Source organism: Bradyrhizobium cytisi, assembly GCF_008123515.1.
Taxonomy (GTDB): Bacteria; Pseudomonadota; Alphaproteobacteria; order Rhizobiales; family Xanthobacteraceae; genus Bradyrhizobium; species Bradyrhizobium cytisi.
The window spans coordinates 1-15483 of record NZ_VSSR01000070.1; the positions used below are offsets into that span (position 1 = coordinate 1).

Here is a 15483-nt window from a genome sequence, read left to right on the forward strand (position 1 = left end):
AAAGACTTCTGTGAAGCCCGGCGAGGCACTCATTGCCAAACTCCCCAAGGGGCGTGGCGCAAACATAGAGATCGTCTTCACAGACGGTCAATCTCTGCGCGAGATTGTGGAGGTTCCCGAAGGCGACGCGGTACGGCCGCTATCGCGATCGTCGCTCGAACGCAAATTCATGAATTTTGCGGTCCCTGTCGTTGGAAAGGCAGGCGCGGAGCACGTCTTGTCACTTGTTGATGGCCTTGAAGAACTGAAGGATGTCCGCGAATTGACACGCACTCTAAAAGGAAACGGACAACAAAACCCGGGATGACTGGAATTACCGTGCTGGACTGCACCGTAATTCCTCGACTGGCATTTCGAGGTCTGCGATCCGGCCGGCACTGTGATCAGCCGATTTTCGTTTAGGGCGGAGCGCCTCACGTGAAAATGGCTCGGCGCTCTCACGCGCTCAAATCGATCGCGGACGGAAGTCATTGAGCTTCCGGCCCGAGGCGGAAGTTCGACAACGAGGAGCGACCGCCAGCGAGATCAAGTTGTCTCGACCCAGGCGATCGGGTTGACGCGCCGCCCGCAGGCGGCCTCTCGCGCGCCGCCTGGACCAGGAAGGATATTGGAGACTCATCGGCTGTCGCGCCAGGCGTCCACATACAAGGAGCACCTTCGTACTTCTTCAACGTCCGTCCTCGATAGGCCCATGTCGGCGAGCAATCGGTCGTCCAGTTCGAGAAGTTCCCTGTATTGACGGCGTCGCTCCAACCCCAGTGCTATTCCGGTCAAGAGCGCGAGGGGGAGTTGCCAGGACCATCGAAGATCTGGAAACGCGGGCAGACTTGGGCGGGATGTATCGGGTGAGCCGCGGGTGGTGCTGCTGCAAGACATGTTTCACCTCCGTAAGGGAGCGAAACAACCTTGGCTCGGGAGCTGATCGGGCGGTTGTCGAAGGCCCGAACGGGAACACTATCATGTCCCTCTTCGGCTCACAAGCTGAAGCCAAATACCACAAGCCTGCCGTTTGGCTTGCAGGCCTGCTTCGAACTCATCCGCCAACGTGGTTTCGCCTGTTACGAGCCGACTTGAGAGCACCAACTGCGCCGGCAAGCGAGGCTGCGAATTAATTTGTCCTGAACATGTCGTCTTGGCGGCCGCCCTTTCGACTGGATGTCGGCAACCCAGCCGAACAACTAGGAGAAGTGCAATGGCTCAAGATCCTGGAATGAGAGGCGAGAAGATATATGAATGCGATCTCGCTCTCACGGGCGTAACGGACTACGGCGTAAGCATGGACGATATCCTTGCCGGCAAGCAAGCGGTCCCACTGCAAGGAGCACGCTTCGACCTTCATATCGATGGACCCTGTCAGGGCCGCCTTTCGGGGCGCCAGCATGGCGTCGACTATTTGCGAATGCGCGCTGATGGGCGCATCGACCTCGACCTGCACGTTATTGTCGACACCGACGATGGGCATCGGATTGCGTTGTCGGGCGATGGCCAGGCGGCACTGCGAAACGGCGAGCCGGTGGTCGATATCTTTGCAAACATCCGGCTCACCACCGCCTCGAAAGAGTATGCATGGGTCAATCAGCTGCAGATCTGGAGCGTAGGAGCTGGAGACCTGGCCACGCGGAGGATTCGTGTCACAGCCTATATGCAGTGATGGCGATACGCCGGACAGCACCGAGTCTGGCAAGGGGCATCGCGAAGCAAGCAACCTTGCCAGCCTTCCAGGCGACGAAATTCGATTGCGGTTGGCTCAGGCCGATCGAAAGGCCGTGCATACCGAATTTGGCCCCAACTTCAATTGCGAGACCTGTGACGTTGCGGTGCAGCCGTAAAGGCTGCTCAGTTCCGAGGAATTTCCTAGCTATTTGGGGGGTAAAGGCGCTGAGTGATCCGCGCGATGGTCGATCCTCCCAATTTCAGATTCGTCAACAGTCTCCGCCCACCATGCTCTAGGTGTGGCGGCCGAATGGGATGGGCTCTCCGTGTGGACCGGCCCTCGGACCGAAGTCTGACGCCCGAACAGCTAAGCTAGACCAAATACGACTCGGAATAGAAGCGCAATTGGTTGCTGAGAAGGAGAGTAAAGCAGAACGCGACCGTTGTAATCAAGTCGGGGAGTAGCCACCTAACGAACTCAGCATCCGGCCCGCTTCAAGCGCCTGTCCGGACACGCGACAGTTAGCCACGCCAAATCTTACGGTCGACAACGGCCAACGGCACGTCGCCTTGACGTGCGCGTCACCCCGGTCAGGACATCTCATGCCTACCGAACAAGCCGCCGTGCGGGTCGTCCACAAACCGTGGGGGGTTCGCGATCTGCAACCGTGGAGCAGCGTCGACGGGTCTGGTAGTGCCGTCGGAGAGTTGTGGTTCGAGCGGGCCAACAAGGATGCGCCCACCCCGGCGTTGCTCCTCAAGCTACTGTTCACCAGCGAACCATTGTCGATCCAGGTTCATCCCGACGACACTTACGCACGTGCGATGGGGATGCCGAACGGCAAGAGCGAGGCATGGTATATCCTCGCGGCCCAGCCCGACGCGCAGATCGGCGTTGGATTAAAGCACCAGATAACTCCACAACAATTGCGCGCGTCGATCCAGAACGGTTCGATCGCCGAACTCATTCACTGGCGATCGGTTGCCAAAGGCGACGTCATCTACATCCCGGCCGGTACCATCCACGCCGTCGGCGCCGGCATCGTGCTCGCTGAAATTCAGCAGCACAGCGACGCCACATTCCGGCTATTCGACTACGGCCGGCAGCGCGAATTGCATGAAGACAATGGGGTCGCCGTCGCCCACCCATGGCCCCTTCCAACGCCAGGCAATCCGACGCCCTTGACCGTAAACCGAACGGTACTGGTCGCGAGCAAGCATTTCGTTCTCGAGCGGCTTGAACTGCTCAAGGGGTCAAGCTGGGCGCTGCTTGCAGAACCGGAAACCTGGATTCTCACCCTCGACGGCCATGCGGCAATCGGCTTAACCGCGGCAGCTATCGGACATGCCATCTTCATCGGTGGCGGCTGCACCAGCATAGAGGTTGGCAATAACGGATTGAGCGCGCTGATTGCGTATCCTGCAAGTCGCCCGATCGATTCCCTGTTGCAGAGTTTAAGCAAGCAACCGGGCAAGCCTGCCAATCCAGCTGCGATCCCCGTTCCGCAATTTGCAGGCCTCGCATGATGCCGCTTCGCCGCGTCGCCCTGATCGGCAATTCACTGCCTCGCCGCTGCGGTATCGCCACCTTCACGACCGACCTTGAACGCGCGATTTCGAATTCAAGGCCGGACCTGGAGACCAGTATTATCGCCATGAACGACCACGCACAGGCCTACGACTATCCCGGTTCGGTCGCATTCCAGATCAAGGATGACGTCATTGGAGACTATGTGCGTGCCGCAGCCTTCCTGAATGCCGGTCGCTACGACGTCGTCTGCCTGCAACACGAATTCGGAATCTTCGGCGGGGAAGCCGGCGCTCACATTCTCGAGCTGCTTTCACGCCTCAGCATGCCGGTTATCACGACACTACACACGGTGCTCGCCAAGCCGACCACCGCCCAGCGCGCGGTGATGGAGCGTATCGTCGAGGCATCTTCGAAAATCATTGTGATGGCCAACAAGGGGCGCGAGATGCTGCGTAGCGTCTATCGCGTGCCGGACGACAAGGTCGAGGTCATTGCGCACGGCATTCCCGACTTTCCCTTTGTCGAGCCCGATGCTGCCAAGGCCAAACTTGGATTCAGCAACCGCTCAGTCATTCTGACTTTCGGCCTGCTCTCCCCCAGCAAGGGCATCGAGGTCATGATCGACGCCATGCCCTCGATTCTGGAGCGCCGCGCGGACGCGGTCTATGTCGTACTCGGCGCGACGCATCCCAATCTGGTGCGCGACCAGGGTGAGGCCTATCGCGAAAGCCTGATGAAGCGCGTGCGCGAACTTGGGGGTGAGAACCACGTCGTATTCCTCGACCAGTTCGTCGATCAGGCCACGCTGCTCGAATTCATTTCGATGTGCGACGTCTACGTCACGCCTTATCTCAACGAAGCGCAGATGACGTCGGGCACGCTGGCCTACAGCTTCGGTCTCGGGAAGCCGGTGGTTTCGACGCCTTATTGGCACGCGTTGGAGCTGCTGGATGACGGTCGTGGCGTCATCGTTCCCTTCGGCAACTCTGCCGCGACCGGCAAGGAAATTGCGCGATTGCTCACCGATACCCCTCGTCGTCAGGCGATGCGCGAGCGCGCCTACGCCGTCAGCCGATCGATGACATGGGTTCGCACGGCCGAGCGCTATATTGCCGTATTCGAAGACGCGCGGCAGGGCGACTGGCTCAAGGTGATCGCGCGCACCGGACCGGTTGCGATCGCGCACAGCCCTGCGGCGTCGGACATGCAGTTGGATCACTTTCTTTCGATGTGCGACGACACCGGCCTGTTCCAGCATGCGGTGCATTCGGTACCTGATCGCGCGCACGGCTATTGCGTGGACGACAATGCGCGCGCCTTGCTGCTCGCCTGCGCCCTCAACAATCCCGGCGAAAAACGCCTGCCTGAGGTTTTGACTGCCCGCTTTGCCGCATTCGTGCAGCATGCGTGGAATCCCGACACCAGACGCTTTCGCAACTTCATGGGCTTCAATCGAACCTGGCTGGAAGACCGTGGCTCCGAAGACAGCCATGGACGAACATTGTGGGCGCTGGGTGAGTGCGCACGGAAGGATGCAAGCCCGTCGCGACGTCGATGGGCTGAAGCCTTGTTTGCCAAGGCGTTGCCGACTGTTGAGGCCTTTGCTTCGCCGCGTGCATTGGCCTTCACCCTGCTGGGTCTGGACGGTTATTGCGCCGTCGTTCCCGATGACGCGCGCGCCCTGGAAATCCGACATTTCCTCGCCGACAGGTTGATGTCGAGCCTCGCGTCGGTCGAAACGCCGGACTGGACGTGGTTCGAGGAGGGTCTGGCGTATGACAATGCGCGCTTACCGCAGGCCTTGATGCTGACAGGCATGGCCACGCAAACGCCTGACTACCTCGATGCCGGAATGCGATCCCTGCGTTGGCTGATGAAACAACAAACGGCTTCGACCGGGCATTTCCGCCCCATCGGCACCGCCGGCTTCGGCGAACTGCGCCAACCGCCTCGCCCATTCGACCAGCAGCCGGTGGAAGCCACGGCGACGATCGCCGCCTGCCTGACCGCTTGGCGAGCAGACGGCGACGCCGAATGGAAAGCGATCGCAACCAGCGTTTTCGCCTGGTTTCTCGGCCGCAACGATCTATCGATCGTGCTCGTCGATGCCGAGACCGGCAGTTGCCGGGATGGATTGCATCCCGACCGCGCCAACGAAAACCGAGGCGGTGAGTCAGTCGTGTCCTATCTGCTCGGTCTTGCCGATATTCGTCAGCTTGCGCGCGTCAACGTCAGCGAAACACCCCCCGTGGCCTTTCGCGCCGTCGGCGCCTGATTACATTTTTCCCTCCAGCGAACCGAGGACATCTTGTCGCACGCCACTTTCCTGAATCGGCAGGCGCTCTATCTGCGTCCAGACACCGCGCGCGTGATCGTACGCCCGTTCAAGCCGGCGACCGAACCGCGCGATCTCAACCCGACCGATAAGACCCGCGCCAACCACATCGTCGAACGGGTTCTTGCGCTTGACCCGAAGATTGCGGCCAGCCTATTGGCGGATGTGCTGGAAAATTTTCAGGGCCGGCATCGTAACCTGCTGGAGACGTTCGAGGCGCGTACCGACGTCATGGAACAAGCGCTGGCAGCGCACGGGCCTTTTTCCAGCGTCCAGCGCCAATTGATCGGAGCCTATTTTCTGAACGAATACTCGTTCGAAGCCTCGGCACTGTTCAATCCCAGCATCGTGCCGCATCCCGACCAGTCGGACGCTCCGAGGGGCGGCTTGCGCTTTATTCTCAGCCTCCGTGCCGTCGGTGAAGGCCATATATCGTCACTGACCTTTCGCGCCGGCACGATCGCTGCCGATGGCAGTCTGACCGTCGATCCAACAGCCCGCCTTGCTTCCAGCCCTCGGGTCAAGCTTCGCATACCCAAACCAGACGGCGACGAAATCGAACTGACGTTCAATCCGGACGAGGAACTCAGTGAGCGCGTCATCTTTCCGGTTACGGAGTCCCAGTCGAACGGCATCGAAGACGCCCGCTTCGTTGAATTCTGCGATGGCGGCCGCAAGACCTATTACGCCACTTATACCGCCTACAGCGGCAAGGCGATTCGATCGGAGCTGATCGAGACCTGCGACTTCCTGTCATTTCGAATGTCGCCGCTGCGCGGGACCGCCGCACGCAATAAGGGGATGGCGTTGTTCCCGCGCAAGATCGACGGCAAGTACGCCATGATCGCGCGTCAGGACAATGAGAACCTCTATCTGATCTATTCGGACGATCTGCACCAATGGGACGGCGGTCAGGCGATCCTGAAGCCGCAATTTCCCTGGGAGTTCGTGCAGATCGGAAACTGCGGTTCACCGATCGAACTCGATGAGGGCTGGCTGTTGCTCACGCACGGCGTCGGTCCAGTGCGAAAATATTCGATCGGCGCTGCCCTGCTCGACAAGAACGATCCATCCAAGGTCCTGGCGCGTTCGGTCGAACCGCTGCTGCATCCCGAGCCGTCGGAACGCGAAGGCTACGTTCCTAACGTGGTTTATACCTGCGGGGCGATGCGGCACAATGATCAGATCATTTTGCCTTATGCCGTGTCCGACACCTACTCGAACTTCGCGACCATCAAGACTGCAGCCCTAGTGCGGGCTATGTCCTGAGACATCTCCCAATGTTGTCTGTCCCTATCGCTAGGGACAGACGTCGGCGCCTGAGTTGGCTAGTCTGGCCCGGATCACACGAGAATCCAGGGAAGACCGCCTTGAGCACCGCGCCGCGCATCGACATCGATCTCCCCGCGTTCTGGGCCGACCCTTATCCGACGCTCGCAAGCATGCGCAAGGAGGCGCCGATCGCCTTCGTGCCGCAGCTCGGCTCGACGCTGCTGACCTGCCGCGACGACATCTCGATCTCGGAGAAGCAGATTGACGTGTTCTCCTCGCACCAGCCCGCGGGCCTGATGAACCGGCTGATGGGCCACAACATGATGCGCAAGGACGGCGAGGCGCACCAGGTCGAGCGGCGCGCGATGTTTCCGACGATCTCGCCGAGGACGGTGAAGGCGCACTGGACCGCGCTGTTCCAGGCCCATGCCGATCGCATCATCGACGCGATCGCGCCCGGCGGCCGGATCGATTTCATGCGCGACTTCGCGCTGCCGTTCTCCGGCGAGTGCCTGAAGTCGATCACCGGCCTCACCAATATCGGCTTCGCCGACATGGATGCGTGGTCGCAGGGCATGATCGAGGGCATCGCCAATTACGGCGGCGATGGCGCGATCGAGGCGCGCTGTCACGCGGCGACGTCGGGCATCGATGCCGCGATCGACGACATCCTGCCGGTCATGACCAAGCATCCCGATCAGAGCATTCTCGGCGTGCTGCTCGCATCTGGCATGCCGATGGAGAGCGTGCGCGCAAACGTCAAGCTCGCGATCTCGGGCGGCCAGAACGAGCCGCGCAAGGCGATCGCGGGCACGGTGTGGGCGCTGCTGACGCATCCCGAGCAGCTCGAGCTTGTGCGCAAAGGCGGGGTGTCGTGGCTCGAGGCGTTCGAGGAATACGCGCGCTGGATCTCGCCGATCGGCATGTCGCCGCGGCGTATCGCCAAGCCGTGGTCGATCCGCGACGTCGCGTTCGAGCTTGATGAGCGCGTGTTCCTGATGTTCGGCTCCGCCAACCGCGACGAGAAGCATTTTGAGCGCGCCGACCAGTTCGACGTGCGGCGTGATACGTCCAAGAGCGTCGCCTTCGGTGCCGGTCCGCATTTCTGCGCCGGCGCCTGGGCCTCGCGCGCCATGATCGCCGACGTCGCGCTGCCGACATTGTTCGCGCGTGCCAAACGCATCGAGATCGCAGATGACGAGCCGGTGCGGATCGTCGGCTGGGCGTTCCGGGGCTTGCAGAATTTGCCGGTGAGATGGCATTAGCAGTTTCGGTGTCATCGCCAGCCTTGTGCGCAATTGCGCACTGGGGCGGGCGATCCAGTACGCCGCGGCAGTCGTGTGACGCATTGACGTCTCTGGGATACTGGATTCCCCGCCTTCGCGGGGAATGACAGCAGAGATGGAAGACGCTTCGCGCCACGACAACTCCCAGTTCGCCATTGATGTCATCTTGCACCTGTTTTGCCCGACGTGTCAAATTTATTTCGGATAAAGCGCAAGTGATTGTTTTCGCACGCCCCGGCTACTGTGCATGGGGTTGTTTTCGCTTTTTTGTTCCGGCTGCGCGTCCGAGGTCGACCATGCGCAGCCTTCACGTCCGCGTGCAGAAAAATTCCATCCTCATTCGCTCCGCCGTTTGAAAGATTAATCATGCGCTCTGCCCCAGGGGCAGTGCATGCATCGCTATTTTCCCGCACGTCTCGACACCTTTCCCGCCCCGCACCATCATCACCGGACATGAATGATGGCGGCCGCACACGGCCCGGAGCCTGGAATGCAGCGTCGTGACTTTCTGAAACTGTCCATTGGAACGGCCGCCGCGGCAGCGTTCGCGCCGCGTGCGAATGCGCAAGGCGCTGTGAAGGAAATTCGTATCGGCTACCAGAAGACCGGCGTGCTGGTCATCACGCGCCAGCGGGCTACTCTAGAAAAACATTTCGCTCCGCAGGGCATCGACGTGAAATGGATCGAGTTCTCCTCCGGCCCGCCGATGATGGAGGCGATGAATGTCGGCAGCGTCGATTACGGTGCGGTCGGCGATTCCCCGCCGGTGTTCGCCCAGGCCGCGGGCGCGGCGATCGTCTATGCCGCCGGCCAGCCTATCACCAACGGCCAGGGCATTCTGGTGCCCAAGGACTCGCCGATCCGCTCCATTGCCGACTTGAAGGGCAAGCGCGTCGGCTTCACCAAGGGCTCGAGCGCGCACAATGTCGTGGTGCAGACGCTGGAGAAGGCGGGCCTGACCTACGCGGACATCACCCCGGTCTATCTGACGCCGCCGGATGCCGGTCCCGCCTTTGCCAATGGCAGCATCGAGGCCTGGGCAATCTGGGATCCTTATTTCGCGATCGGCGAGACCAGGCAGAACGGCCGCATCCTGATCAATGCGCGCGAGGTCACCAAGACCAACTCCTTCTACATCGCCAACCGCGAGTTCGCGAAGAACCACGGCGCGATCCTGCAACAGATCGTCGACGTCACCACCGCGACCGGTCAATGGGCCGAACAGCACCGCGACGAGGTTGCGAGATCGCTGGCCGCGATCACCGGCGTCCCGCTGGAGATCCAGGCTGTCGCGGCCGATCGCGCCAATTTCGTGATCGGCCCCGTCACCGACGACATCGTCGCGACCCAGCAGGGCGTCGCCGACCGCTTCTACAAGCTCGGCCTGATCCCGAAGCCGATCGTCATCCGCGACATCGTCTGGCGCAGCACGGCGACCTGATCGTGCCAACCAATCTCCCCATCTCAAAAGGGTTGAACATGAGGCGTATCATTCAGCGTCTGATCGCGGCCATCCTGCTCTCGGTCGGCACCGTCGCTGCTGCCGTCGGAACGTCCTACGGTCAGGACAAGGTGGTCCGCATCGGCTACCAGAAATACGGCAAGCTGGTGCTGCTCAAGAGCAAGGGCACGCTGGAGCCGAAGCTCGCGGCTGACGGCTACAAGGTGGTGTGGACCGAGTTCCCGTCCGGCCCGCCGCTGCTCGAAGCGCTCAATGTCGGCGCGATCGATTTCGGCAACACCGGGGAAGCCCCGCCGATCTTCGCGCAGGCCGCCGGCGCGCCGATCCAGTATGTCGCCTATGAGCCGCCGGCGCCGAAGGGCGAGGCGATCCTGGTGCCGAAGGACAGCCCGCTGAGATCGGTCGCCGATCTCAAAGGCAAGAAGGTCGCGCTCAACAAGGGCTCCAACGTGCACTATCTCCTGGTCAAGGCGCTGGAGAAGGCGGGCGTCAAATATTCGGAAGTTGAGCCCGTGTTCCTGGCACCTGCCGATGCGCGCGCCGCCTTCGAGCGCGGCGCGGTCGATGCCTGGGTGATCTGGGATCCGTTCCAGGCCGCAGCCGAAGCGGCGACCGGTGCACGCACGCTGGCTGACGGCACCGACATCGTCGCCAACTACCAGTTCTATTTCTCCTCGAAGAAATTCCTCGACGCCAACCCGAAGATCGTCGATGCCGTGCTCGCCGAGCTGAGCTCGGTCGACGATTGGGCCAAGGGCGACATCCACGCGGTGGCCGAACAGCTGGCGCCGGCGATCGGCCTGTCCGTCCCGGTGGTCGAGGTCGCGTTGAGGCGGCAGGCCTACGGCATCAAGCCGCTCACCGATGCCGTCATCGCCGATCAGCAGCAGGTTGCCGACGCATTCCTTGCGCTCAACCTGATTCCCAAATCCATCAAGATTTCCGACGCGGCGCGGAGGCCAGGAACATGAGCAAGGTCATGAGCAAACAAAGTAACGCCAACATCCTCTGGTTCCTGCCGACCCACGGTGACGGCCGCTATCTCGGCACCGGCATCGGCGGCCGCGAGGTCAACTTCAACTATCTGCGCCAGGTCGCACAGGCCGCCGACCAGCTCGGCTATTTCGGCGTGCTGTTGCCGACGGGCAGGTCGTGCGAGGATTCCTGGGTGGTCGCGTCCTCGGTCGCGCCATTCACGGAGCGGCTGCGTTATCTCGTCGCTGTCCGTCCCGGCCTGCAATCGCCGACCGTGGCGGCGCGGATGACCGCGACGCTCGACCGCATCACCAATGGCCGGCTGCTCGTCAACGTCGTCACCGGCGGCGATCCCGTCGAGAACAAGGGCGACGGCATTTTCCTCGGCCATGACGAGCGCTACGAGGTCACGCGCGAGTTCCTCAACGTCTATAGCGACCTGCTCGCCGGCAAGACCGTCAATGTCGAGGGCAAGCACATCCAGATCGAGGACGGCAAGCTGCTGTTCCATCCGGTGCAGTCTCCGCGGCCGCCGCTCTATTTCGGCGGCTCGTCCGATGCCGGCATCGATGTCGCGGTCGACGCCGTCGACAAATATCTCACCTGGGGCGAACCGCCGGCGCTGGTCGCCGAGAAGGTCGCGAAAGTAAGGGACATCGCCGCCGCGCGTGGTCGCAAGCTGTCCTTCGGCATCCGCCTTCACGTGATCGTCCGCGAGACCAACGAGGAAGCCTGGAGCGCCGCCGACGAGCTGATCAAGCATGTCAGCGACGACACCATCGCGACCGCGCAGAAAAACTTTGCGCGGATGGACTCGGTCGGCCAGCAGCGCATGGCGCAGCTCCATGGCGGCAAGCGCGACAAGCTCGAGATCGCTCCAAATCTCTGGGCCGGCGTCGGCCTGGTGCGAGGCGGCGCCGGCACGGCGCTGGTCGGCGACGCCCAGACCGTCGCCGCGCGCATCCGGGAGTATCAGGATATCGGCATCGATACTTTCATCATGTCGGGCTACCCGCATCTGGAAGAAGCCTATCGCTTCGCCGAGCTGGTCTTCCCGCTGCTTTCGCTGGAGCAGCCGGGCAACGTGACCAAGCTGTACTTCAATGGCGGTCCCTTTGGCGAGACGGTCGGCAGCGATTATCGTCCGCAGCATCGGGTGTCGCAATCATGAGTCTCATCGACAGCGTCTCTCTCCCGCGCAATTTTCGCCTGCCGCGTGTCGACGGACTGGTCCAATGGATCGTGCCGCTCGCCATTATCGCGATCTGGCAAGTGGCGAGCGTTACCGGCTTCGTGCCAGTGCGCGTGCTGCCGGCGCCGAGCGATGTCGCGCTCGCCGGCTGGAAGCTGCTGCTCTCCGGCGAGCTGATCCGCAACATCTGGGTCTCGTTCTGGCGTGCCTCGATCGGCTTCCTGATCGGCGGCAGCATCGGTTTTGCCTTCGGGCTAGCGAACGGCCTGTCGCAGCTCTCCGCCAAGCTCACCGACACCACGCTCCAGATGGTGCGCAACGTGCCGCATCTGGCGCTGATCCCGCTGGTTATCCTCTGGTTCGGGATCGACGAGAGCGCCAAGCTGTTTCTCGTCGCGCTCGGCGTGTTCTTCCCGATCTACCTCAACACGCTGCACGGCATCCGCACCGTCGATCCGCAGCTGATCGAGATGGGCCGCATCTACGGCATGAGCGACGGCGAGCTGTTCCGCCGCGTCATCTTCCCCGGCGCGCTGCCGTCGATCTTCGTCGGCATCCGCTTCGCGTTGGGCATCATGTGGCTGACGTTGATCGTCGCCGAGACCATCGCGGCGTCCTCGGGCCTCGGCTACATGGCGATGCAGGCGCGCGAGTTCATGCTGATCGACGTCGTCGTGCTCTCGATCCTGATCTACGCCCTGCTCGGCAAGCTCGCCGACAGTGCCTCCCGCGTGCTGGAGCGCCTGACGCTCTCCTGGCACCCCGCTTTCCAGAAACGCTGAGAGTGACATGCAGACAGCCCTTCGGACCTCCCTTCCGGAAACCGAGCTCGCCAGCCGCGCCAATTTCGCGCCGGCGGCCCGTGTGGCGCGCGAGGACCGCCAAGAACGCCAAGTGCATACCAGCGGCCTGCCGCTCAGCATCCGCGGCTTGCGCAAGTCCTTCGGTGACAATGAGGTGCTGCGCGGGATCGATTTGCACATCCCCGCAGGCCAGTTCGTTGCCATCGTCGGAAAGAGCGGCTGCGGCAAGAGCACGCTGTTGCGTCTCATCGCGGGCCTGGAAAAGATCGACGCCGGCAGCATCAGCTTCGGCGATGCGGCGATCCAGCCCGAGGATATCCGCGTGATGTTCCAGGAGCCGCGCTTGCTGCCCTGGGCGCGAGTGCTCTCCAATGTCGAGGTCGGCCTCGGCCGCGATCGTTCATCCGGCGATGCGCACGCGCGTGCCGAGAAGGCGCTCACCGAGGTCGGGCTCGTCGACAAGCGCGACCAGTGGCCGTCGGTGCTGTCAGGCGGCCAGAAGCAGCGCGTCGCGCTCGCCCGCGCGCTGGTCTCGCGCCCGCGCGTGCTGGCCTTCGACGAGCCGCTCGGCGCGCTCGATGCACTGACCCGGATCTCGATGCAGCGGCTGCTAGAGCGTGTCTGGCGCGACCAGGGCTTTACCGCGATCCTGGTGACCCACGATGTCGCCGAAGCGGTCGCGCTGGCCGACCGGGTGCTGGTGATCGACGAGGGCCGCGTTGCCCATGATGTCATGGTTAACGTCGCTCGTCCCCGCGAGCGCGGATCCGCCGAACTGGCGAGCCTCGAGGGCTCGATCCTGAGCCACCTTTTGTCGGCGGACGATCGTACCTAAATAGAGAGGACCCCGCTTCGGGGAGCATGCCATGAATGTAGTCCCCCGCGAGCTCATGACCGAAATTCCCGTCTCGTCCGCCGATTTCCGCGGCGCCATGCGCCATCTCACCGGCGGCGTCAGCGTCATCACCGCCGGACGGGGCAAGGACATCACCGGCATGACGGTCACGTCCGTAACCTCGCTGTCGGTCGATCCGCCGACGCTGCTGGTCAGCATCAACCGCGATGCCTCGTCTTTTCCGCTGATCCGTCGCTACGGTGCCTTCGGCGTGAACATCCTCGCGGCCGATCAGCTCCACGTCGCGGAACGCTTTGCCGGCAAGGGTAGCCTGAAGGGTGCCGATCGTTTCGCCGGCGCCCAGTGGGTCACGGCTGTCTCCGGCGTTCCGCTGCTGGTCGGTGCCTTGTCCGCCGTCGATTGCGAGGTCGAGGAGATCGTCGAGCGCCATTCGCACGGCATCGTCATTGGCCGCGTCAGGGACATCAAGAATTCGGCCCGGACCGCGGCGCTCGCCTATTGGCACGGCCAGTATGTGGCGGTGGATCAGGACGAGGATGCCGCAAGGCTCGCCGACGTCAGCGTTCCCGCGCGCGGCCGCCGCGGCGTTTGATCGCCGCAGGCATTAGGCTGCGCAGGCTGGCCTTTTCTCCCTCATCGCTCTAGAAGCGCCTTGAGCCTTCTATCCGGGACGGCCATGGAGCGGAACGATGAAGCGCGTCGGGACCTGGGCCTTCTACGCCGTCGGCGCGCTGGCGATCGTTTATCTCGCGCTTTACGCCTATGCGATGCTCCGCGGCCAGCCGTTCGTGCCGGGCGATCCCATCCATATTTTTCGCAAGCCCGACGCGCCGAGTTATTCGTGACGGATTTGTCTAACCCACCTACCGCACCAACATTCACCCCCGCAAAATCGCCAGCGCCAGCGCCTGAGCGCGCGGCACGATGCTGTCGAGCCCGAGATATTCCTCCGGCGAATGGGCGAGCCCGCCCACCGGCCCGACGCCGCAGATGGTCGGCGTCCCCACCGCGGCGGTGAAGCCGGAATCGGCGCAGCCGCCGGAGAACTCGCCTTGCAGCGTGGTGAGGCCGGCCTGCTTTGCGGCGGCCTGATAGTTTTCGAACAGCGCCTTCGAGCTCTCGCTCTGCACCACCGGCACGAACTCGCCCTTGATCGTCAGCACGGCACTCGTGCCGGGCACGTAAGGCGTCGCGACGATTCGTTCGATCTCGGCCATGACAGTGGCGCGGTCCTTCGGATCGACGTAACGCATGTCGATCTGGCCCTCGGCGTAAGGCGCCGTGGTGTTGACCGACTGGCCGCCCGCGATCAGCCCGACATTGAGCGTGATGCCCTTGGTGAGGTCGGTCAACGCATGGATCTGGATGATCTTGTGCGCGAGCTCGCCGACCGCACTGATACCCGCAGCGAAATTGGCGCCGGAATGCGCTGCCTTGCCGGTGACGGCCATATGCATGAAGATGCCGCCCTTACGGCTGGTGACGACATTGCCTGTTGGCCGGCCCGGCTCGGAATTGAAAACGGCGCGCGCAGAGCGCCCCTCGCGTTCGATCACCGGCCGCGACGAGGGCGAGCCGATCTCCTCGTCCGAGGTGATCAGCAGCTTGATCGGATGCGGGTTGCCGCCGAATTTGTGGAAGGCGGTGGCGACGAAGATGTTCATCACGACGCCGGCCTTCATGTCGGCGACGCCGGGTCCATAAGCGCGCTTGTCCTTGATGGTGAACGGACGACGTCCGGCCTCGCCCTTGCCGAACACGGTGTCGCGATGCCCCATCAACAGCACCGGCTTCTCGTTGCTGCCGGGCTTTGCCACCTCGGCATGGATCGCATCGCCAAACGTGCCGTGGCTCTCCCTGCGCGAGGGAATGCCGTGCTCGGCAAAATGTCGCTCGAACCGCGCACCGACCGCATCGACGCCTTCCTTGTCATAGGATCCGGAATCGATGTTCACGACATCGCGCAGCAGATCGATCATCGCCTGCCGCTGCGACGCCAACCAATCCGTGATTTGAGCTTCAGACATCTGGTTCCTCGCGTGGGTCACGTGCGGGGTTATAGGGCCTCGCGTCGTCATGGCCTAGTCGCGTGGCGCGGCCCGGTCATGCGAAGGATGC

Annotated in this window: 15 protein-coding genes; 13 read left to right on the plus strand and 2 right to left on the minus strand. The window is 62.6% G+C overall.

Annotated features, from left to right (window positions below):
• Positions 1 to 307: MmgE/PrpD family protein (locus FXB38_RS34200; RefSeq protein ID WP_148755351.1), on the plus strand; the 307-nt coding region annotated here is incomplete at its 5' end.
• Positions 308 to 615: 308 nt separating this feature from the next.
• Here the strand turns inward: FXB38_RS34200 and FXB38_RS44700 are convergent.
• The gene (locus FXB38_RS44700) at positions 616 to 876 is read right to left on the minus strand and encodes a YjiS-like domain-containing protein (RefSeq protein ID WP_148755352.1); all 261 of its coding nucleotides are present in this window, start codon (positions 874 to 876) and stop codon (positions 616 to 618) included.
• Between the two features lie 316 nt (positions 877 to 1192).
• Between FXB38_RS44700 and FXB38_RS34210 the strand changes: the two genes are divergently transcribed.
• From FXB38_RS34210 to FXB38_RS43190, 12 genes are all read left to right on the plus strand, one after another.
• The gene (locus FXB38_RS34210) at positions 1193 to 1651 is read left to right on the plus strand and encodes a DUF3237 family protein (protein WP_148755353.1); all 459 of its coding nucleotides are present in this window, start codon (positions 1193 to 1195) and stop codon (positions 1649 to 1651) included.
• Positions 1652 to 2256: 605 nt separating this feature from the next.
• Positions 2257 to 3180, plus strand: coding sequence for a class I mannose-6-phosphate isomerase (locus tag FXB38_RS34215; RefSeq protein ID WP_148755354.1), 924 nt, complete (start codon positions 2257 to 2259; stop codon positions 3178 to 3180).
• Complete coding sequence (locus FXB38_RS34220; RefSeq protein WP_148755355.1) at positions 3177 to 5459, plus strand: glycosyltransferase family 4 protein; 2283 nt, start codon at positions 3177 to 3179, stop codon at positions 5457 to 5459. Before FXB38_RS34215 ends, FXB38_RS34220 begins: the two co-directional genes overlap by 4 nt.
• A 33-nt stretch (positions 5460 to 5492) precedes the next feature.
• Positions 5493 to 6788, plus strand: coding sequence for a glycoside hydrolase family 130 protein (locus FXB38_RS34225; RefSeq protein WP_148755356.1), 1296 nt, complete (start codon positions 5493 to 5495; stop codon positions 6786 to 6788).
• Between the two features lie 101 nt (positions 6789 to 6889).
• Positions 6890 to 8056 (plus strand): cytochrome P450, encoded by a 1167-nt coding sequence (locus tag FXB38_RS34230; RefSeq protein WP_148755357.1) that lies wholly within the window; start codon positions 6890 to 6892, stop codon positions 8054 to 8056.
• A 511-nt stretch (positions 8057 to 8567) separates the two neighbouring features.
• Positions 8568 to 9518, plus strand: coding sequence for a sulfonate ABC transporter substrate-binding protein (locus FXB38_RS34235; RefSeq protein WP_148755358.1), 951 nt, complete (start codon positions 8568 to 8570; stop codon positions 9516 to 9518).
• A gap of 38 nt (positions 9519 to 9556) precedes the next feature.
• A complete protein-coding gene (locus FXB38_RS34240) occupies positions 9557 to 10510 on the plus strand; it encodes a sulfonate ABC transporter substrate-binding protein (RefSeq protein WP_148755359.1) in 954 nt (317 codons plus the stop codon).
• Positions 10507 to 11685, plus strand: coding sequence for an FMNH2-dependent alkanesulfonate monooxygenase (ssuD, locus tag FXB38_RS34245; protein ID WP_148755360.1), 1179 nt, complete (start codon positions 10507 to 10509; stop codon positions 11683 to 11685). Before FXB38_RS34240 ends, ssuD begins: the two co-directional genes overlap by 4 nt.
• Positions 11682 to 12488 carry an aliphatic sulfonate ABC transporter permease SsuC gene (ssuC, locus tag FXB38_RS34250; RefSeq protein WP_148755361.1) on the plus strand — a complete coding sequence of 269 codons (807 nt, stop codon included), beginning with the start codon at positions 11682 to 11684 and terminating at the stop codon, positions 12486 to 12488. Before ssuD ends, ssuC begins: the two co-directional genes overlap by 4 nt.
• Positions 12489 to 12495: 7 nt before the next feature.
• Entirely contained in the window at positions 12496 to 13344 is an 849-nt protein-coding gene (locus tag FXB38_RS34255) for an ATP-binding cassette domain-containing protein (RefSeq protein WP_148755362.1), read from the plus strand.
• A gap of 31 nt (positions 13345 to 13375) precedes the next feature.
• The gene (locus FXB38_RS34260; RefSeq protein WP_148755363.1) at positions 13376 to 13957 is read left to right on the plus strand and encodes a flavin reductase family protein; all 582 of its coding nucleotides are present in this window, start codon (positions 13376 to 13378) and stop codon (positions 13955 to 13957) included.
• A 97-nt stretch (positions 13958 to 14054) separates the two neighbouring features.
• Positions 14055 to 14210 (plus strand): hypothetical protein, encoded by a 156-nt coding sequence (locus FXB38_RS43190; RefSeq protein WP_187435338.1) that lies wholly within the window; start codon positions 14055 to 14057, stop codon positions 14208 to 14210.
• Between the two features lie 33 nt (positions 14211 to 14243).
• Here FXB38_RS43190 and FXB38_RS34265 read toward each other — a convergent pair whose 3' ends face one another.
• On the minus strand, positions 14244 to 15392 hold the full coding sequence (locus FXB38_RS34265; protein WP_148755364.1) for a M20 family metallopeptidase: 1149 nt from the start codon (positions 15390 to 15392) through the stop codon (positions 14244 to 14246).
• Between the last annotated feature and the right edge of the window lie 91 nt (positions 15393 to 15483).